This window comes from Enterovibrio nigricans DSM 22720 (assembly GCF_900167155.1).
Classification (GTDB): Bacteria; Pseudomonadota; Gammaproteobacteria; order Enterobacterales; family Vibrionaceae; genus Enterovibrio; species Enterovibrio nigricans.
In genome coordinates this window covers 1-18,834 of record NZ_FUXU01000074.1, presented here as the reverse complement: position 1 = coordinate 18,834, position 18,834 = coordinate 1, and the positions used below count along the sequence as shown (strand labels likewise).

The 18,834-nt window shown below is 46.1% G+C and carries 18 protein-coding genes and 1 pseudogene; 13 read left to right on the top strand and 6 right to left on the bottom strand.

Translation table 11 applies throughout. From position 1 onward, the window contains the following. The coding region (locus B5D35_RS18715; protein ID WP_170915222.1) for an ATP-binding protein at window positions 1-264 on the top strand (264 nt) is incomplete at its 5' end. Window positions 265-437: 173 nt separating this feature from the next. Here B5D35_RS18715 and B5D35_RS18710 read toward each other — a convergent pair. Further along, complete coding sequence (locus B5D35_RS18710) at window positions 438-1,358, bottom strand: HDOD domain-containing protein (RefSeq protein WP_078754038.1); 921 nt, start codon at window positions 1,356-1,358, stop codon at window positions 438-440. A gap of 446 nt (window positions 1,359-1,804) precedes the next feature. Between B5D35_RS18710 and B5D35_RS18705 the strand changes: the two genes are divergently transcribed. The 4 genes from B5D35_RS18705 (at window position 1,805) to B5D35_RS18690 (ending at window position 4,554) form a co-directional block, all read left to right on the top strand. Then, on the top strand, window positions 1,805-2,389 hold the full coding sequence (locus B5D35_RS18705) for a TfoX/Sxy family DNA transformation protein (protein WP_078754037.1): 585 nt from the start codon (window positions 1,805-1,807) through the stop codon (window positions 2,387-2,389). A gap of 255 nt (window positions 2,390-2,644) precedes the next feature. Further along, the gene (gene dsdC / locus B5D35_RS18700; protein WP_078754036.1) at window positions 2,645-3,550 is read left to right on the top strand and encodes a DNA-binding transcriptional regulator DsdC; all 906 of its coding nucleotides are present in this window, start codon (window positions 2,645-2,647) and stop codon (window positions 3,548-3,550) included. Window positions 3,551-3,694: 144 nt separating this feature from the next. Continuing rightward, on the top strand, window positions 3,695-4,153 hold the full coding sequence (locus B5D35_RS18695; RefSeq protein WP_078754035.1) for a TetR/AcrR family transcriptional regulator: 459 nt from the start codon (window positions 3,695-3,697) through the stop codon (window positions 4,151-4,153). A 35-nt stretch (window positions 4,154-4,188) separates the two neighbouring features. After that, window positions 4,189-4,554: a hypothetical protein gene (locus tag B5D35_RS18690; protein WP_170915221.1), complete on the top strand. Its 366-nt coding sequence runs from the start codon at window positions 4,189-4,191 to the stop codon at window positions 4,552-4,554. A 61-nt stretch (window positions 4,555-4,615) separates the two neighbouring features. Here B5D35_RS18690 and B5D35_RS18685 read toward each other — a convergent pair whose 3' ends face one another. The 3 genes from B5D35_RS18685 to B5D35_RS18675 form a co-directional block, all read right to left on the bottom strand. After that, a complete protein-coding gene (locus tag B5D35_RS18685; RefSeq protein WP_078754033.1) occupies window positions 4,616-5,173 on the bottom strand; it encodes a porin family protein in 558 nt (185 codons plus the stop codon). A gap of 184 nt (window positions 5,174-5,357) precedes the next feature. Next, on the bottom strand, window positions 5,358-5,858 hold the full coding sequence (locus B5D35_RS18680; protein ID WP_078754032.1) for a response regulator: 501 nt from the start codon (window positions 5,856-5,858) through the stop codon (window positions 5,358-5,360). Next, entirely contained in the window at window positions 5,855-7,810 is a 1,956-nt protein-coding gene (locus B5D35_RS18675; RefSeq protein WP_078754039.1) for an ATP-binding protein, read from the bottom strand. Before B5D35_RS18675 ends, B5D35_RS18680 begins: the two co-directional genes overlap by 4 nt. A 172-nt stretch (window positions 7,811-7,982) precedes the next feature. On the opposite strand from B5D35_RS18675, the gene B5D35_RS18670 reads away from it, so the two are divergent. From B5D35_RS18670 to udp, 7 genes are all read left to right on the top strand, one after another. Beyond that, the gene (locus B5D35_RS18670) at window positions 7,983-9,305 is read left to right on the top strand and encodes a DUF945 family protein (protein WP_078754031.1); all 1,323 of its coding nucleotides are present in this window, start codon (window positions 7,983-7,985) and stop codon (window positions 9,303-9,305) included. 297 nt (window positions 9,306-9,602) lie between these two features. After that, window positions 9,603-10,022 carry a CBS domain-containing protein gene (locus B5D35_RS18665; protein ID WP_078754030.1) on the top strand — a complete coding sequence of 140 codons (420 nt, stop codon included), beginning with the start codon at window positions 9,603-9,605 and terminating at the stop codon, window positions 10,020-10,022. A gap of 161 nt (window positions 10,023-10,183) precedes the next feature. Beyond that, window positions 10,184-11,647, top strand: a complete 1,464-nt coding sequence (locus B5D35_RS18660; protein ID WP_078754029.1) for an MATE family efflux transporter — start codon at window positions 10,184-10,186, stop codon at window positions 11,645-11,647. Between the two features lie 168 nt (window positions 11,648-11,815). Continuing rightward, entirely contained in the window at window positions 11,816-13,231 is a 1,416-nt protein-coding gene (locus B5D35_RS18655) for an SLC13 family permease (protein WP_078754028.1), read from the top strand. A gap of 31 nt (window positions 13,232-13,262) precedes the next feature. Further along, window positions 13,263-13,736, top strand: coding sequence for a response regulator (locus B5D35_RS18650; RefSeq protein WP_078754027.1), 474 nt, complete (start codon window positions 13,263-13,265; stop codon window positions 13,734-13,736). Between the two features lie 86 nt (window positions 13,737-13,822). Further along, the gene (locus tag B5D35_RS18645; protein WP_078754026.1) at window positions 13,823-16,210 is read left to right on the top strand and encodes a zinc/cadmium/mercury/lead-transporting ATPase; all 2,388 of its coding nucleotides are present in this window, start codon (window positions 13,823-13,825) and stop codon (window positions 16,208-16,210) included. Between the two features lie 187 nt (window positions 16,211-16,397). After that, window positions 16,398-17,165, top strand: a complete 768-nt coding sequence (gene udp, locus B5D35_RS18640; protein ID WP_078754025.1) for a uridine phosphorylase — start codon at window positions 16,398-16,400, stop codon at window positions 17,163-17,165. 106 nt (window positions 17,166-17,271) lie between these two features. Here the strand turns inward: udp and B5D35_RS18635 are convergent, their stop codons facing one another. Both B5D35_RS18635 and B5D35_RS18630 read right to left on the bottom strand, forming a co-directional pair. Then, window positions 17,272-18,003: an FCD domain-containing protein gene (locus tag B5D35_RS18635; RefSeq protein ID WP_078754024.1), complete on the bottom strand. Its 732-nt coding sequence runs from the start codon at window positions 18,001-18,003 to the stop codon at window positions 17,272-17,274. A 91-nt stretch (window positions 18,004-18,094) separates the two neighbouring features. Then, window positions 18,095-18,508 (bottom strand): annotated as a pseudogene (locus B5D35_RS18630) (SDR family oxidoreductase); the annotation flags it as partial. 78 nt (window positions 18,509-18,586) lie between these two features. On the opposite strand from B5D35_RS18630, the gene B5D35_RS18625 reads away from it, so the two are divergent. Further along, the coding region (locus B5D35_RS18625; RefSeq protein WP_170915220.1) for a transposase at window positions 18,587-18,834 on the top strand (248 nt) is incomplete at its 3' end.

Below are 18,834 nucleotides of genomic sequence, written 5' to 3'. Positions count from 1 at the left end.
GGGAGAGAAGAAGCAAACTTGTTCTTCAATGTCATCGCAAAACGATATGAACAGGGCAGCGTGGTTGTCACAAGCAATTTACCGTTCTCACAATGGTCAAATGCGTTCGCTGATGACACCACACTCACGGCTGCACTGCTGGATCGACTGCTTCATCACTCTCACATCATTCAGATAAGTGGAGAGAGTTATCGGCTAAAAGGGAAAAGGGCGTTAGGGACAGTGCCAACCGTTCTACAAAATGAATCGGAGAGGCAGGGATAACTACCATGGGTGGGTCAATTTTACTTCGGCGATAGCGTCGCTAAGTGGATCAGTTTTAAGTCGGCGTTGACACCGGGTAGCATTGGATTTGAGCCTTATTAATAAAAAATAAAATCGCGATGAGAGTATCAATCGCGATTCAATTTGGTCAATCTATGTTCGACAAATTAAGTCTAAAATCCGCAGTTATTTATAATGTCATTGAGTTGGTGCCTGAAATCTGACTCATTGAGGTTAGACAGTTCGTATAGCGCTTCTGCGCCAGCAAGCGTGATCTCGACTTCATGATCATCAATATCCTCGTCGTTGGCTCTAAACATCAACAGATGGTTGGCCATACGGGCGATATCGAGATAGCTGATGTCTTTATTGGTTGTTCGAACGCGTTTGTTGATACTGACTTCTTCAAAGTCTTCATCAAATCCCCAGCTTTCAAGGATAAAGCGGCTTGTTTCTTTGCTTAAGCTGAAAAACACATGGCTGGCGATGTCGAAGTCTAAATAGTTTCCTTCATCGGTGTATTGCTGATAAGCCTTGACGGCACTGTAAATACCGATATCTGCCAATAAGCCAATAAGTAGCGCTTTTTCAACCTCTAGCCAATGATTTTCATCATCATAGGCTCTGACCTTTTGGCAAAGTAATGCCATGGTGGATGCAAATTCACGAGAAGAGACTGCGCTTTTTCTCAGAATAGCATTGCAGTTCACATCAAATGTTGATTCGTTCTTCAGCATTTGAATGGAATGCGCTGTCGCAATACCCAGCACACGTTTAATGCCCAAACGCGATACAGCCATATTTATGTCTAAGCATGGTCGGTTTGTACGAGGGCTGAATACTGCCGAGTTTGCAGAGCGAATAACTGCAGCCGTAAGAGTTGCGTCGTCTAGCAGCACGCCAGATACATCTCGGATTGTGGTATAGGGGTCATTGCAAATTCGCTGAAGTTTTACGACTACCTCCGGGATTGGAGGTAACGCAAGCGTCCCTTTTTTAACGGATTGATAAATGCGTTGGAAAAATTCCGTTTCAATCGCTTTTAGGTGCTTATTGCGGTCAGGAGAGACCCAAAATAGAGAAAGGTGATCCATCGTGAAAGGCCTAATAACTGTCTCATTGCATAGTAAAGCTCTCTTGTAATTAAAGAAATACATTTCCCCCTAATTTTGAACGAAAACACCTATTTTCATTGGGGTGTCTAAATAACTTGTCACTGATTTTCGGTGATACACCTATTAATTAACAAAACGCAAGTTTCACAAGGAATTGACGCGATTTTTTGAAGGAAATTAACGTTTGATGAGACAAATTAGTGCAAAAAAACGAAGGTGTTGCGAGTGCTAAGCGACATTTAACATGACTGAAACACAAAAATTACACCTTTTTACCGTGACGCATGTGGCGTTTTTGGTACGCCGTTCCGTGTTGGGTGATCTAGTGCATGGTTTTCTGTGCCCTAATCAGTCATCATTATTTCGCGTTGAGAATTTAGAAGTTTTTGCCGAGGAATTGGCTTTTGGGGAGAAAGGAGGCACCTGTGTTGGAAGTAAAAAGCGGCTTTGTCGATTACTTGTCTCAGTTTGGTGAGACAGAAAAACGTTCAATGTTCGGTGGAACGGGCTTCTTTGTGAGTGGTGCAATGTTCGCACTCGTTAAAGAAGATCGTATTTACCTACGTGGAGGCGCTCAGCTCACAGATAAATTAATCGCAAAAGAATGCAAAAAATTCGTACACGTTAAAAAGAGTTCTACCGCGATTGTAAACTATTACGATATTACCGAGCTGTATGATGGGGAGGATGACTGCCTAGACGCGATGGTAAAAAAGTCCGTAGAGAACTCTGTAGCAGAGAAAGAGTATCGCGACTCCAAGCTTAACAAGCGTCTGCGCGATCTACCCAACCTTCGTTTAACCATTGAGCGCATGCTGAAAAAAGCAGGTGTTGAAGATGTTGATACATTTTTCTCTATGAGCCCTGAAGAACTTTTCCGTAAAGTGCAGGAAGCTCATGGCTACGATGTAGATATCAAACTGCTGTGGATGTTTGCTGGTGCTCAAACTGGCATACATTGGACGCTGCTTAGTGAAGAAACAAAACAACAGTTACTGCGCGCGATCTAAGACAACAGTTACAATATATAAAGGGCCGCTATTGCGGCTCTTTTTCTTTCTACTTTCGCGTCGCGTGAGCAGTAAATATATCCTTACCGGATCAACCATCATCGGATATCAAGTGGTGAGCCCTCGATTCGGCGCGAATCCGCTCTATACCCAAAGGATCTGACGACATCATCTTCAGGTTGCTTGAGCTTATGCTGTTTTAATTCAACGCCTTTGCTGATAACGTTTCTTCTTTCATCTGTATTGGCTTTAGCTATGAAACTACCGCAATTATCTTCTTCCCTGCTTGCTGGGCTTCATTGTTTCTCCATTGTTGCTGAAACAATGAGCTTTACGCGAGCCGCAGAGGAACTGCATCTGACACAGAGTGCGGTAAGCCATCGAATTAAAAAGCTAGAGCAAAGACTGAATATGCAGCTCTTTGTCAGAAGGCCAAGAAACCTGACATTGACCAGTGAGGGAGAGCAGCTAAAGCAGGTCGTCGCTGAACAGTTTTCCAGCCTTAGCTTAAAGTTATTGCAGCTGAACAGCCATCAGCCTTTTGGTGATCTCGTTATATCAACACCACCTACCTACGCCCAACGTTGGCTTTTGCCCAGACTTCATGAGTTTTCTAAGGCATACCCTGACGTCACCTTGCACCTTAGAACGCGTAACGACCTCGTGGACTTTAAAGCGGAAGCATTTGATTGTGCTATTTACTTTGGCCACGGGAAGTACAGTGGATTGACAAGTTATCATCTAATGGACGATGCATTAATACCCGTTTGCAGTCCAGAATATGCCGAATCTCATGGGCTGTATAATAGTCCCGAAAAACTGGCCGATTGCCAGCTACTGCATGATGCTGCGCCCTGGGCAAGCGCAAGCATGAGCGATGAATGGCTATATTGGGCCAATGCAAACGGTATCTCCTTGGATGGCCAAAATCATAGTTTCGATCGTGCTGATTTGGCTTTGGATGCTGCAGCGTCAGGTATGGGCGTAGCAATGGGGCGTATGATTTATATCAAAGGGTTACTGGAAGCGGGCAGGTTGGTTGCTCCCATAGAAAAACCTGTGAAGTCACCTTTTAGCTATTTTTTCGTTTTTCGAGAAGAACAAGCGGGAAATGCAAAAATTCTGGTATTTAAAAATTGGCTATTGAGTCAGCTAATTTGACGTTCCAAGGTGGTCAAGGTAGTGAGTTGCGAAGTAATACATGTGAAAATGTGATTTCTGCAATCAAAGGTAACATTATTGTTTTGTATGTTCTCTCTGTGAGAGTATAAGATACAAGGTACTTTAAAAATTTAAAATTTGACCATGGCAAAAAATACCAAAGAAGGCGCATTGCAGACAGAGCTGTTGGTTTACCAGACCATCGTAGACATTTTTATGGAAAATGGCTGGGATGCGGTGACCTATGGGAGCATCGCAAAAAGAACGGGTTTGAGTCGCAGTGGTATACAACGCATTGTTCCGACCAAAGAGTCAATGATCACCGCTTTCCAAGGTCAGCTTTTTGCGTATGTCACCAACAAAATCGACGCTTCTTCTGATGAGTCCATTAGGCAGTCATGGCGGAATGCGCTATTGGAAGCCCAGTTTGCGAATTGCATACGCTACTTAATTGGGGCGATAAGTTCGGATGAGGAAGGGCGTTATAAGGCTGCAATGGGCTTTCAAAAGCTTTGCTCTTTGTATGGCGAAAAGCTAGTCATAGAATTAATCGGCACATCGGTGGCCTACTTGCTGGGTGCCAAGTTGAAGGATATTGAGTAGTTTTCCGTTAAATAGGAATGCAATTAATGAGAAAGATGGCGTTAAAAATAGCTTTGTTGGCAGGGATGGTCGCAGGAATTACGTCATGCGCTATCAAGCAGCCTCAAACAACGGAAGTGTATATACCCCAAGGTGCAATTCAGTGTGAAACGCAGGGAATGACGTTGGCAGACAGTACGCGCCGTTTGGCATCTGTGGGTGTAACCTCTGGGTCAGCACAATGCGCAGAAATGACGGGTATGATGTTCAGCACAGTCTGTGGGGCAGAAACGGGCGGAATCATTCTGCATACTATTCCAACCAAAGAAGTACTGCTTGCTGAAAAGGCAGGTTATAAGAACGCCGAAGGATTAAAATCAGCCAGTGATGGGGTCGGCTATGCAGTTATCAACTGCCAATAGCATTCTTACATCGGGTGACATATTGAGAAGAAAATAAAGGCCTCTTTCGAGGCCTTTATTTTTAGTATTTGAATCGTGTGGTGAACATGAACTGGTCGCCGTAGATTTCGTTGAAACGGATTTGAGAGCCGATTGCGAACAGTTCGGTCGCATGAAAACGCGCATAAACTGAGCCGAAGACATCGTCGTCTTCGTGAATAGAAAGGTGACCGAGCTCACCACCGACTTCCAATTGTGGACCCAACCATTGGCGCACGCCAATATTCACTTCTACACCAAACTCAGTGTCGTGATTGTAAAGGCCAGGGTTTCTTACTGTGCGCAATCCAACTTCACCGTAAATATCTGCCCAGTTGTTCACAGGTGCGTGAAAACCGATTGCCGCGGTTGCGTCATAATCAGATTCGAACTCACTATCAATTTCAGCGCGGATGTGTGCATTTGGGTGAATGGATGTGCTAAAGCCTGCGCCATAAGTAACAGGGCTTACACCCACTCTAGCTTCGAAATAATCGTAGCTGAAGTTACTCATAGACATATCTTGGGCTGAAGCAGCAGCCGAGAATGCAGCAGAAGAAGCAGCTGCCAGAAAAATACCAGCAATCTTAGTTTTGCGCATGGGAGTTCTCGTGGTGAATATAAAAAGTTATCGTATTTTAATAGATTTGGCTTTTGCGAAACAACATCATAGCCCCCGAATTGGGGGAATATGATGTCAAAATTAAGCAAAAAATGGTCAAACAGTGAGCAGGGTCTTTGGTTTGCTTTCAAATTACGGAATGCAAGAGAAAAATCCCGTAGTTTTAGCAATCAGAAAAACTTAATCTGTTATCGCTAATGGCCTGCATAATTCGTTCCGCGTCCAAGATGCTCACCCATTGGAGTAGATTGTTATCGTTTTCGATAACGTATGCTGTCAATTGATCGCGCACGACTTGTTTTAAGTTTTCGCCGCTCCATGGTTTAGAAATGAAATAATCCAAACTGTTATTATTTACCGCCTGAACGGTTTCTTCTAAACCTGCTTGGCCTGTTAACAGCACTTTTTTCGCGGCAGAGGTGAGTTCATCGCGATTCAATTCAATGAGAAAATCCACACCCAAATCATCGGGCATAATATGGTCACATAATACGAGCGCGAGTTTAACGTCGTCTGAAACCGCGTCTGCCAAAATGTCTCTTGCTTCAGCAACGGACTCGGCGGCTTCGATAACAAAATGTTCTTCCAATTCGTCCAAATCATTTAAGACGCTATCTAGTACGTCTCTTTCATCATCAACACAAAGAATCAGATATTTGCTCATTTGCCCTCCATGGACGGCGTGATAATGGGTGAGTAGGGGAGAGTGACAATCATTTCGGTATAAAGTCCTGCCGATGAGCTGACATTTATCGTACCGCCATGCTGCTCGACAATTTGGCGGCTGACGGACAAACCAATACCCAGACCAAAGTGTCCCTCTCGTTTGGTGGTATAGTTGAGTTCGAAAATTTTGTTTTTGATTGACTCGGGAATACCGCTACCGTTGTCGCGAACACTGATTCTTACAGCTTTACGGCTTCTAAAAACGGTTTCACGTGTCTTGACGATAATTTCTCCATCTTGCCCTATGGCATCTAAAGCATTAGAAATTAGATTTGTCCAAACTTGTTGTAACGCAATAGGCATACATCGAATGGGTCGAAGGTCGCCATAGTCTTTCGTTAATTGAATGCGTTTCAGCTGATTTTCAAACATCACTAACGTGTCTTCAATGCCTTCGTGAATATCCACTTCAAGCAGGGTTTCGTCATCTTGTCGCGCATAGGTTTTGAGGCTTTTTACCATGTCTGCGATGCGTCGTGCGCATACGTTGGTCGATCGTAGCAAGCTCCCAGCCTGATAAAACATGTCCCATTGGTTCAATGTTGGGACGAACGTTTTATCCAGCTTTTGCATCCAATATTGAACGTCATTTGGCTGGGAAAGGCCCATGTTGACCGCTTTTCTAGCAAGATTCCTACTCCCGAGTATCGGTTCTATGCCTTTGGCGGTGGAGCGCGCGTCGGCTGTTGACATAGGCCTAGAAAGCAAAGCATCTGCCATGATTTGATTGGCTTTTTCTCTCGCGACCGGACTGAGCTCCGTATTAATAAGCTCGCCAATGTTGTCTTTCAGCGTATCGCTGTTGCGGATTATTGCGGCGACAGGGTTGTTCAATTCATGGGCCACCCCGGCAACAAGCTGGCCCAGCATCGCCATCTTTTCTTTTTCTATCAGCTGCTTATGTGCCAGTTCCAATGATTGCAATGTCTGCTGGAGCTTTACTTCTGTATTGATACTGCGTTTCAAACGACGATTGAAGTGGCGGAGTAAGTAGCTCGTAAAGAGCGGAAGAAGATCATTTCTCGCTTGTATCACCTGAGAAAATAATGCGCGATTAAGTTTGATAACTTTTGTGGGTTCGAGTGTGATGCCAGTGGAAAAGGATACGTCCCCTGTTACGAAAGACATGCCGCCAATGATGCTACCTTGGCCGAGCCTTGCGACTTCATGAGAGACGCCGGTTTCATCGCGTTTTAACAAGGCAACCTGGCCTTCAACAACGAACCAAAGAAATGAATTGGGTGTTCCTTCGTGAGTCAGCAAGTGGTCATCGCTGTAGCTTCTGCAAACGTTCTTATCATTCCCTTCATCGAAATGTTCGTAAAGCCCTTCTATCAACTGTTGGGCTAGTTCTTCGTCAGAAATGGAAAGCGCCGATTCAATAAATCCTGTTCGATAACTGGCAAGTTTGTTTTCAATATGCGCTTCAAGCAGTTTTTTTTGGTCAAGGACCCCGCAAAAGCGCAGCAGATCATCACTGTTGTAAGTGAGGACAAATTGGGTCAGTTCTTTGCGGGCTGCGAAAGTCAGATCTCCGTCATTCCAAGGACGGGTCAAACAGTAGTTTAACCGGCCTTCATTGACGGCTTGCATGATCACTTCAATATTCGGTTGGTCATTGAGAAGAACGGTACGCGCACCAAAGGTTGCAGGATGATTATCAACGTTAATCAATAGGCTAATACCCTGATCTTCACCCAGAGAGTGGTCTGAAATAAACAGCGCAACACGTCGTCCTGCGGATGCCAAACTTTCCAGGGTCTCTTGCGCTGCGTGACTTGTACTGGCACAAACGATGTCAAACAAACTGGCAAATGGTGCAAGTTCTTTTTCGAGCAATTCAAGTACGGCAGGATCATCATCGAGACACAAGATGACGTTTGAATTCATAGGGCTACCAAAAACAGTATTTTTTGTAAGTGTAATTGTTTCGCCGTCGCTAAGCTGAGAAGGACGCTGCAATCTGGCACATATCTTAAATAATGTACGGCTCAACATGGGTATCAATGTCGCTTTCGTTTACACTGGAGCGAGACAACTACCGGATTAAACGGGGAAAAGAATGATCTTTGGAAAATACGCGGCGATTGGTGGTGCTGTTTCACTGGCTTTGATTTGGCCATTTGCATCCGGGCATGTGGGCGAATCTGTTTATGACCGAGAAGTACAAAACCTGCAATCACCCTATGTGTCGATCGAGAAAGTGACCTATGACAGAGGGTACCTTTCTTCTCAGGTGAAAACGTTGGTTAATTTGAAAGGCCAAATCAAAGATGACTTTGAAGCTGAAGGCCTACCAACCACCTATATTTTTGACAGTGAAGTTAGCCATGGATTTTTAAGCCTTGGTACTACAACCACGTTAGAGATGACACCGGAAATCAAAGCGGTAACAGACTTGCTTTGGCCTATGGGCGAATCACCTGTTGAATTTAAAACTGAAACGTCTGTGTTTGGCGACACGGAGTACAGTGCCAACCTAAAAGCTATTAAAGCGAGTGACGATGACTTCTCGTTAACCACGACACCGTTAGCGATGGCAGGTACCGTAGATAAAGATGGGAATAATGTCTTTTCTATGAGCTGGCCTTCGGTTGATATGGCGAGTGATGATTCGGGTGAGAAGCTTTCTATTAAAGATGTTACGGGCACCGGTACTGGCTATATGCTTGACGGTGAAGTGTGGATTGGTAAGCAGACGTTCAACGTGGCTACGGCATTATTTGATGATGCACTCGGTACTGTTATTACGCTGAACAATATCAGTGCGGATATGGGTAGCAACGTGTCTGCAGATACTGAGAAAAGCGCTGACGCTGATAGTGAAAATGTACGTCGACTCGATAACAAAAGCCTAGTTTCAGTCGGTAAGCTAACGGTTTCTGATGTTTTTACCATTGATAATTTTAAGCTCGGTGTAAGTATCAATGACCTTGATTACCATTCCATACTCTCGTTGAGCACAATGTCGAACACGATGGGCGACGAACCGACAGACCAAGAAATAGCGGATATGGCTGCTGCGCTGGATACTTTGGTTGAACGTGGTCTTGGTCTTGAAATTCAACCTCTGGAGTTGGATGCGCCGGAAGGGCACGTGGATGCAAGCTTTGATTTGACACTGGCGCCAGGTGCAGCGAATGCGACGCAAGATATTGGTGCAATGATTAATAAGCTAACAGGCAACCTGAATATAACAGTGCCAAGTGCTTATGTAGAAGCTGCGCCGCAACTTGCTCCCATGATCAATAACCTTGAAGAGTACGGGTTCATCAGCCAAGGGAATGAAGGCGTTAAACTGAGTGCAAAAATTGAAGGTGAAGAAGCTGTGTCTCCGAGTGGAGAACGCATGCCACTGGGCTTCCTTATGATGATGTTTATGTAATCTAACGCGTTGAAGTTAAAAAGCCAGCCCGTTTTACGTGGCTGGCTTTTTTATTGTGTGGAGCGTAACCCATGCGTTCGTGTTGCAAAGATGTTTGCGCATTTGTGACAAGTCTTAAAAATGTTCAGGTAAACGCTAGTAATTTCGTCAACTTGTTCGACACTGTAGAGTAAGACCCAAAGAGATCCAAATTGATAGTTGTGCTTGTCGATATGACGTTTAGAGATTGTTTGGGGATATGGGTACAGAGATTTATTCCCTGTTTCTAATAATGTTTCAACACAAAAAGGGGGATGCATGGAATCTATCAAAGTTGGTGATTACATGAACAAACGACCCGTGACCTTCAAGGCGTCAATGAATCTGTCAATGGCATTGGAAAAAATGCTAAACGCGCATCAAACAGGGGGGCCTGTGGTTGATGAGAACAAACATGTTGTAGGGTTCTTGTCGGAACAAGACATGATTCATAAGCTGCTGAAAGTCGGATACTACTGCCAAGACACCAATACGGTTGGTGATTGTATGCACAAAGAGGTAGCAGCAGTAACGCGCGACGAAAGCGTCATCAAGCTCGCTGAAGAGATGTTGCCAGGTAAACCAAAGGTTTACCCTGTGATTGACGAGAACGAACGCCTCGTTGGTGTGATATCTCGCCGTGATATTCTCAGAGCCATTGCCGCTCAAATCGACGATTGTTTTTTACACCCTGTATAACAACGTCAATTTTTTCGAATAAGATAAGTTAAAAAAGGTGCTTGAGGCACCTTTTTTTCGTGTCATCATAGTTATTGTTTAACAACATAATATTTTCTGACAATCTCTGTCACCCATCTCTCATTGTTCGAATTCACCGCAAACTACAATCAGGACGTAGCATGCCACAGCAACAAGCCAAATTTTTAACGGGTTCCATCATGCGCCACATTGCCGTGATGTCGTCGTCAGGTGCTGTGGGTTTAATGGCATTGTTTACCGTTGATTTGGCAGACATGTTTTTCATCAGTTTGCTAGGTCAGGTAGAACTGGCAGCCGCTATTGGATTTGCGGGAACCATCGTTTTTTTCTCTACATCTGTGTCTATCGGCACCGCCATTGCGATGGGCGCGTTAATCAGCAGGGCGATTGGAGCGGGTAAGCGAGACGAAGCCAAAGCGATAACGGGCAGCGTGATGATATTCTCGGGTGTTGTGAGCGCGCTAACCGTCTTTGCCATTTTCATATCGCTCGACCCTATTTTGGCGATGATCGGCGCGGAAGGCATTACCGCAGAAAAAGCCAAAAGCTTTCTCACTATTCTATTACCCAGCGCACCTCTGATGGCGATGGGGATGGCGGGTGGTGCTGCGCTTCGAGGGGTTGGGGATGCAAAACGTTCAATGTCAGCGACGCTCGCAGCGGGTGCCGCCAATGCAGTGTTAGACCCCATTTTCATCTTTTCACTTTCCATGGGTATCGAAGGTGCAGCGTTTGCTTCGATGCTGTCTCGTTTTGTGTTGTTTGGCGTCGCGTTTCACGCGGTGCGTTATAAACATGACCTTATCGCTATGCCAAGTTTTGATGACTTGAAGCGGCACTTTCGCGCCATCACGAATATTGCGTTACCTGCAATAGTGACGAACACGGCAACGCCCATCGGCAATGTGATTGTGACCGCGCAAATCGCGAAGTTTGGCGATGACTTTGTTGCGGGATACGCCGTCATAGGCCGCTTGTTACCCGTATCCTTCGCATTGATATTTTCTCTTTCTGGTGCGGTGGGACCTATTTTGGGGCAAAACTTTGGGGCGGAGAGATTCGATAGAGTGCGTCGCACATTGAGTGACTCCATTAAGTTTGTCACGGCGTATTGTGTCGTGGTGGCAATTATTCTGTATTTTGCGCAAAACCTAATAAGCAATGCGTTTAGTCTGAATGGTGATGCAGCTAAAATGGTGTCTCTCTTTTGTACTTACCTTGCCATTACGTTTGTGTTTAATAGTGCTTTGTTTGTCTCCAATGCGGCATTTAACAACCTTAACCGTCCAACGTGGTCGACAATTCTGAATGTTGGGAAGGCAACCGTTGGCACTATCCCTTTCGTCTATGTTGGTGGACACGTAGCGGGTGCGGAAGGTGTGTTAATCGGACAGGCTATTGGTTCGGTAATATTTGGTATTGCGGGCTATTTCCTTGTAAAACGCCTCATTGCCACGTTGGCGATCGATCAGGAAATCAAAATGGATTCTACACCCGTTGAGCCTTCTGTGCCGATTTCTGCATTTACCAGTTGTCGAGAAGTGATGGTTGAGGAAGGGGAGGATTTGTTGGACAGACCTGCGAAAGATAACGCTTCAAGGTAGCGGCGGATTGTCATCGCAAGAAGACCATAGATTATCACTGTGCAACTTGAATACATTTCGCTCCATTTTATTGATCTAATTCAGTAAAGGCTTGGCGCATTAAGCGCAGAATAATCCCGTTGTCCATGCGTAGTGGACGTTTTTAGCTTTAAGGGATTACAAGCGATTATGCGCATTCAAGCGAAATATATTCTGCTTATATTGGTTCCCCTGGTCGTACTGCTACTTCCAGCGTCTGCCTTTCCTTTTGAAACCATTACCGTCATGCAGCAACGTGCAATTGCGCTGTTTTTGCTGGCAGCGTTATGCTGGGTGTTAGAGCCTATGCCTATTTATGCAACGTCTGTAGTGGTGATTGTTCTTGAGCTTCTTTTCTTATCCGATAAAGGAATAATCTGGTTTAGAGCAGACGCCAACACGCCTGAATTTGGCGATTTGCTCCATTACACCGACATTATGTCGACGTTTGCCAGCCCCATTATCATGCTATTTCTTGGTGGATTCTTTCTTGCAATGGCCGCAACGAAGTATCGACTGGACGTGAACTTGGCCCGTGTGCTTTTGAAACCGTTTGGGCAAAAACCTCAAATGGTCATGGCGGGGCTGATGTTGATCACTGCTGTTTTCTCCATGTTTATGTCAAACACCGCGACGACAGCGATGATGCTCGCGATTTTGACACCTATTCTTGCAGTGTTTAAACCGAATGACCCAGGCAAAATTGCGTTTGCGCTCTCTATTCCAGTGGCTGCAAATATTGGTGGTATCGGTACGCCAATCGGTACGCCACCCAATGCGATCGCATTGAAATATCTGACCGGTGAAAACTTGATTACCTTTGGCGAATGGATGGCTTTCTCTGTGCCATTTGTTGTTGTCATGTTGTTGCTGGCATGGGTGTTGTTGTCAGTCATGTTTAAATCGGATGAAGCGACCATTTCACTCGACATCAAAGGCAAGTTTTTGAAAACGCCTAAGGCGTACACAGTTTACGCCACGTTCACTATTACCGTACTCCTTTGGTTGATGGGCTCTAGCCATGGCATGAACTCCTACACCGTGGCATTGATTCCCGTCGCCGTGTTCTCAATGACTGGCATCATCAATAAAGAAGACCTGAAGAAAATTTCATGGGATGTGCTTTGGCTAGTCTCCGGTGGTTTCGCACTGGGTTTGGCGCTGGATAAAACCGGTCTTGCGCGTTTGCTGGTGAACAGCATTCCTTTTGAAAATTACGCGCCAGAAATCGTCCTCATTGGTGCGGCAGCTTTGTGTTTGCTGATGGCAAACTTTATGTCTCACACCGCGACGGCGAACTTGCTGATGCCAATCATGGCTGCGCTCGGAGTGTCCATGACATCGCTAACACCTATGGGTGGTGAAACCACACTGATTTTGGTTGTGACATTTGCTGCGTCTCTGGGGATGTCCTTGCCTATCAGTACACCGCCGAATGCGCTGGCTCATGCAACAGGCCATGTTACCAGTAACCAAATGGCAAAAGTGGGCGTGATCATTGGTATTGTGGGTGTCGCGCTAAGTTTTGTCATGGTCTGGATACTTCGACTCGTGAACTTTTTATAACGCAAAGTAAAGCAATTAACAGGGGATAGAGATGGAAAAGGTAAACATTATCTGTGTTGATGACCAACGCGAAGTGCTCAGTGCCGTTTTAAAGGATCTTGCACCCCTTTCTGGCACCTTCCATATCGAAGATTGTGAGTCTGCCGATGAAGCATTGGCATTGATGGACGATTTGGATGCAGATGGCGAATTCATCGCACTGGTGATTTCAGACCACGTGATGCCAGAAAAAACGGGTGTTGAACTATTAAGCGAAATTGCACTCGATCCGCGTTTTCGATATACCCGTAAAGTGCTTTTGACTGGACAAGCGACACATTCCGATACCATTGAAGCGATAAACAATGCGTCTATTGAGCGTTACTTTGAGAAGCCTTGGCAGGCAGAATTGTTGATTGATGCAGCGAGAAAGTTGGTGACACAGTTCATTTTTGATAAGGGTCTGGATTATCGCGATTATCAAGATGCTTTGGATACGCAAGTAATATTGGATCGCCTAAAGTAAAAGACACCAAAACGTTAAATTACGTCTTGACCTTGGAGGTGACTCCAAGGTTTAGACTTAGGGAAACTCAAGAAAAGGAGATCCCTATGTGTAACTCTTGTCACTCTGCCAAATGCCAAAATCATACACACCAACATACCAAGCATGAAGCTGTTCCCTCGGAGTCATGCTGTTCAACCTCGTCAAAGAGCACGCCATCATGTGCGAGCACAGAAATAGCCGCAGAGGATACTGACGATCCGGCGGCCAAAGGCTGTTGCGATTCCTCTTGTAGCAGCCTCGAAAAAAGTGTCGAACCAGTTCGACAAGAAACATCGTCCAACGCCAGTCATACTTGGCGCGTCACCAACATGGATTGCCCTAGCTGTGCAGGTAAGCTTGAAAAAGCCATTTCGTCCATTTCAGGCGTGTTGACGGCTAACGTCTTGTTCGCCACAGAAAAATTGGTTGTGACAACAGAGACTTCAAAAGATCTCACACAACAGATTATGCGACAGGCTGAGAAAACGGGCTTCCCACTTCAAGAGCTGTCTACGCCGAAGCATAAAGAGCAGCCGAAAAGTCTCGTTGAACGGATAAAAGAAGAAGGCGTTCTCGTTTCTCTGATTAGCACCATGGCTGTTGCGGGTATCGCATCAAACTGGTATCCGGAGTTTGCGAGCTTATTGTTTACCTTTGCAACGGTGTTGGGACTCGTACCCATCGTTAAAAAAGCCTTCATCCTATCGAAAAGTGGTTCACCTTTTTCAATCGAAATGCTGATGTCTATTGCAGCGTTTGGTGCGCTGTATTTAGGTGAGACGGTTGAAGCCGCCATGGTCCTTGTTCTTTTCTTGATTGGAGAACGGCTCGAAGGATACGCCTCTCAACGTGCGAGAGCGGGCATTCAAGCTCTTATGGCATTGGTGCCGGAAAACATCGTTAGAGTGGGTAAAGACGGTAAACGAGAAGACGTTGCCGTGTCTTCTTTGCAACCGGGAGACACGATAGAAATTTCACCGGGTGGGCGTTTACCTGCAGACGCGATACTCAAAGGTGATGCTGCGAGTTTTGATTTGAGCGCACTAACGGGTGAGTCAATCCCTGTTGAACGACAGCCAGGTGAAAAATTGCCTGCAGGTGCGATTGCTGTAGATCGTTTAGTGCTTATGGATGTGGTTTCCAAGCAGGGTGAAAGTGCGATAGACCGTATTCTTAACCTGATTGAAGAAGCAGAATCACGCAGGGCACCAGTAGAAAGGTTTATCGATAAATTCAGTCGCTGGTATACCCCGCTTATGATCCTTGTCGCTGCGTTAGTGGTGACGATTCCTCCTCTGATGTTTGGAGAAAGTTGGGACACTTGGGTATATCGAGGTCTCGCATTGTTGCTTATCGCTTGTCCTTGCGCCCTTGTTATTTCGACACCAGCAGCCATGACATCGGGTTTAGCCGCTGCAGCACGCCAAGGGGCGTTAATTAAAGGTGGCGCGGCGCTTGAAGCATTGAGCAAAGTTGAGTGGGTTGCGTTTGATAAAACGGGCACCCTGACAGAAGGCAAACCGGTTGTCACCGATATCCTAAGCTGGCAAGGCGATGACGCGAGTTTGTTATCGCATGCAGCTGCGGTCGAAAAAGGTTCGCACCACCCATTGGCAAAAGCGCTTGTTGAGAAAGCAACAGAAAATAGTGTCGCAGAGCTCGAAGCGACCAATATCGCGGCTCAAGTCGGGAAAGGAGTCTCAGGCAATGTGAATGGGTCACGTATTACGTTGATAGCATTAGATAAATTGGGAGAAAGAACGCTGGTGCAGTCATTTTCTGATGACGCGCAACGTTTAGCGGAAGAAGGAAAAACCGTCGCGGTTGTGTTTTCTGACGATAACGCTATCGGCGCTATAGCGTGGCGCGATGAGTTGAGGTCAACGGCCAAACTTGCGGTAGAAGGACTGAGTACGTTAGGTATCCGCTCTCTGATGTTGACCGGTGACAACGAGAAGGCTGCATCGGGCCTTGCCGCTAATTTACAGATGGATTATCGCGCGGGCTTAATGCCAGAAGATAAAGTCGAAGAGGTCAACACGCTTGCCCAGTCATCAAGAGTCGCCATGGTAGGGGATGGGATTAATGATGCACCGGCAATGAAAGCGGCAACCATTGGTATTGCAATGGGCAGCGGCACGGATGTCGCGTTGGAAACGGCAGACATAGCGCTCAGCCATAATCGCATAGAGAGTGTCGTCGATGTTGTTCGATTGGCCAAAGCCACAATGAACAATGTTCACCAAAACGTGGCGCTAGCCATAGGGCTAAAGGCGGTATTTTTAGTTACCACAGTGCTTGGTTTTACTGGGCTGTGGGTTGCAGTTCTTGCCGACAGTGGCGCGACGGCGATAGTGACATTGAATGCGTTACGGTTGCTCCGATATGGTAAGAATCCGCCTGTAGAGGAAAAATCGCATCTGGATACTGAACGACACGAAATTGCACAATAAAAGTGATCGGTATCACTTAAGACTGTAATTATGTGAAACCATGTTGCTTTAAGTGTGATCGCAAGCACTTTAAATTTCACCGAAAACGCTATGGTGGTAGAGAAATTCATCGCCGCCATCGCGTTTTTCTTCGTTGAAAAACAGTCACGTTTTGGTTGTTAGGCGAGATACTTTTTAGGAGAGGATCATGACTGAGCAAACCGTTTTTCATTTGGGTGTGACACAAGCAGATTTAGAAGGTGCAAAACTCGCAATTATCCCGGGTGATCCTGCGCGTGTAGAAAAAATTGCCGCACTGATGGACTCTCCGAAGTTTCTTGCCAGCCATCGTGAGTACACGGTTTATCTTGCAAAACTGGATGGTGAATCTGTTGTCGTTTGTTCAACGGGTATCGGTGGCCCTTCGACGTCGATCGCGGTTGAAGAATTGGCACAGTTAGGTGTCCGTACTTTCCTGCGTGTCGGCACAACAGGCGCAATCCAGCCACATATCAATGTAGGCGATATGATTGTCACCACGGGTTCAGTAAGGCTGGATGGCGCAAGCCTGCACTTTGCACCGATGGAGTTCCCAGCAGTCGCTGACTTTGATGTTGCTACCGCGATGAAAGCTGCGGCAGAAGAATCGGGTGCAGCCGTGCACACTGGTGTAACCGCTTCAAGTGATACTTTCTACCCAGGTCAAGAGCGTTATGACACCTTCAGTGGCCGCGTTGTACGTCGTTTCCAAGGCTCAATGCAGGAATGGCAAGACATGGGTGTGCTGAACTTTGAAATGGAATCAGCAACCTTGCTGACCATGTGTGCAAGCTCTGGCTTGAAAGCGGGTTGTGTGGCTGGCGTTATCATCAACCGTACCCAGAAAGAAATCCCTGATGAGGCGTCGTTAGTCGCAGCTGAAAAACGCTCGATCAGTGTTGTTGTAGAAACGGCACGTAAACTGATGAAAAGCTAATCAAATCCTAGCACTATCACGTAATGTGCGTTGCGCGAACGGGGTAGTGGATGAAACTGATAAGAACGGCCCTAAATTGGGGCCGTTTTTTTATAACAAATCAAATTTAAAAGGTTGAGCTGACTTGTTTCCACGAGGTCTCAAGGTGATTGAGCAATGCCTGTTCTGCAGCATCAGGATCGCGCTCCAAGATGGCTAAATAGATGGCTTCGTGGGCGAGATAGTTCATTTGATTGCGTTCAGCGTCTCTTTCCATCATGTCCCAATGCGGTGCAAGCCAAGAGGTAAAACCTTGGTGGATAGCAGGGAGGATAGGATTATCTGCAATGGTGTAAAGCGTGTAGTGGAACGCTTTGTCGGTATGATAGAAGGAGAGCGAATCGTTAATCGCTGCTTTGTTCGCTGCCAGTGCCGCTTTCAGCGCTTGAATGTCTTCTTTCGTGGCGTTGGCTGCTGCATCTCTCACCAGAGTACGTTCAACGAAAACCCGCATATCATAAAGATGCTTTATATCAGGCTTGGTTGACAGGAAGTGTTTAACAATGCCGCCAACAGCATCAAGAGCAGTATGGTAATCCGGTTTGCGTACGATAGGGCGATAACGCGCTCTGTTAATGATCAATCCACGATTCTCAAGCGCGACAATGGCTTCCCGAATAACCGTTCTGCTTGCATTGAACATTTCCATCAACGCGCGCTCAGAAGGTAAGGGTGCATTATTTTCCAGTTTGCCGCTAACAATCTGCCTTTCGAGCGACTCAATGATGTCATCGGCTGCACGGCCTTTGTTTTGGGCGTTCTCGCTATGCTCTACATTCGTGTCGATTGCTTTGACCATATGCTATGTCACTCTTCTACTGCCTTGTAAATAAACCCACTCAGTGTACATCGTCATGTACCGATACCCAATTAACTTGAAGATGCAGGATTTATCGCGCCATCCAGCCGCCATCCACAGTCAAAATGGTGCCGTGGACATAATTGGATGCCGCAGAGGAAAGGAACACCACTGGGCCTCCGAAATCCTCTGGGGCACCCCAACGTCCTGCTGGAATGCGTTGTAGAATTGACGAAGAACGTGTCGGGTCATCTCGCAGTGCCTGTGTGTTATCCGTGGCGATATAGCCCGGTGCGATGGCATTCACGTTAACACCATGGCTTGCCCACTCGCTGGCGAAAGCTTTGGTGAGCTGACCAATACCGCCTTTTGACGCAGCGTAACCCGGTACGGTAATGCCGCCCTGAAAGGTCAGCAAAGACGCGGTGAAAATGATTTTCCCTTGGCCTCGTGCGACCATGTTTTTGCCTATTTCGCGAGTCACCAGAAACTGCGCGTTTAAGTGGCTTTGTTGCTTAAATCGATGGAACTAAATCTAGAAGCTACGATCTGATCGGCTACACCCATCAATCGTCGTAGTCTCATGTCTAAACCTCGTTACAAAACAACTAACTGGAAGCAGTACAACAAAGCCTTAATCAACCGTGGTTCTCTGACCTTTTGGATTGATGAGGAAACGATAGCTGAGTGGAAACAAAACAAACAAGGCAAGCGTGGTAGACCTCGCCGATTCAGCGACTTAGCCATTACTACCGCACTGATGGTGAAACGCATTTTCTCTATGCCATTGAGAGCGCTACAAGGTTTTCTAGACTCTGTTTTTAAGCTGGC

Excerpts from the sequence above, each read along its gene's own strand:
- B5D35_RS18710 (WP_078754038.1), bottom strand. The coding sequence starts at position 1,358 with ATGGATCACCTTTCTCTATTTTGGGTCTCTCCTGACCGCAATAAGCAC.
- dsdC (WP_078754036.1), top strand. The coding sequence starts at position 2,645 with ATGAAACTACCGCAATTATCTTCTTCCCTGCTTGCTGGGCTTCATTGT.
- B5D35_RS18695 (WP_078754035.1), top strand. The coding sequence starts at position 3,695 with ATGGCAAAAAATACCAAAGAAGGCGCATTGCAGACAGAGCTGTTGGTT.
- B5D35_RS18690 (WP_170915221.1), top strand. The coding sequence starts at position 4,189 with ATGGCGTTAAAAATAGCTTTGTTGGCAGGGATGGTCGCAGGAATTACG.
- B5D35_RS18685 (WP_078754033.1), bottom strand. The coding sequence starts at position 5,173 with ATGCGCAAAACTAAGATTGCTGGTATTTTTCTGGCAGCTGCTTCTTCT.
- B5D35_RS18680 (WP_078754032.1), bottom strand. The coding sequence starts at position 5,858 with ATGAGCAAATATCTGATTCTTTGTGTTGATGATGAAAGAGACGTACTA.
- B5D35_RS18675 (WP_078754039.1), bottom strand. The coding sequence starts at position 7,810 with ATGAATTCAAACGTCATCTTGTGTCTCGATGATGATCCTGCCGTACTT.
- B5D35_RS18670 (WP_078754031.1), top strand. The coding sequence starts at position 7,983 with ATGATCTTTGGAAAATACGCGGCGATTGGTGGTGCTGTTTCACTGGCT.
- B5D35_RS18665 (WP_078754030.1), top strand. The coding sequence starts at position 9,603 with ATGGAATCTATCAAAGTTGGTGATTACATGAACAAACGACCCGTGACC.
- B5D35_RS18660 (WP_078754029.1), top strand. The coding sequence starts at position 10,184 with ATGCCACAGCAACAAGCCAAATTTTTAACGGGTTCCATCATGCGCCAC.
- B5D35_RS18655 (WP_078754028.1), top strand. The coding sequence starts at position 11,816 with ATGCGCATTCAAGCGAAATATATTCTGCTTATATTGGTTCCCCTGGTC.
- B5D35_RS18650 (WP_078754027.1), top strand. The coding sequence starts at position 13,263 with ATGGAAAAGGTAAACATTATCTGTGTTGATGACCAACGCGAAGTGCTC.
- B5D35_RS18645 (WP_078754026.1), top strand. The coding sequence starts at position 13,823 with ATGTGTAACTCTTGTCACTCTGCCAAATGCCAAAATCATACACACCAA.
- udp (WP_078754025.1), top strand. The coding sequence starts at position 16,398 with ATGACTGAGCAAACCGTTTTTCATTTGGGTGTGACACAAGCAGATTTA.
- B5D35_RS18635 (WP_078754024.1), bottom strand. The coding sequence starts at position 18,003 with ATGGTCAAAGCAATCGACACGAATGTAGAGCATAGCGAGAACGCCCAA.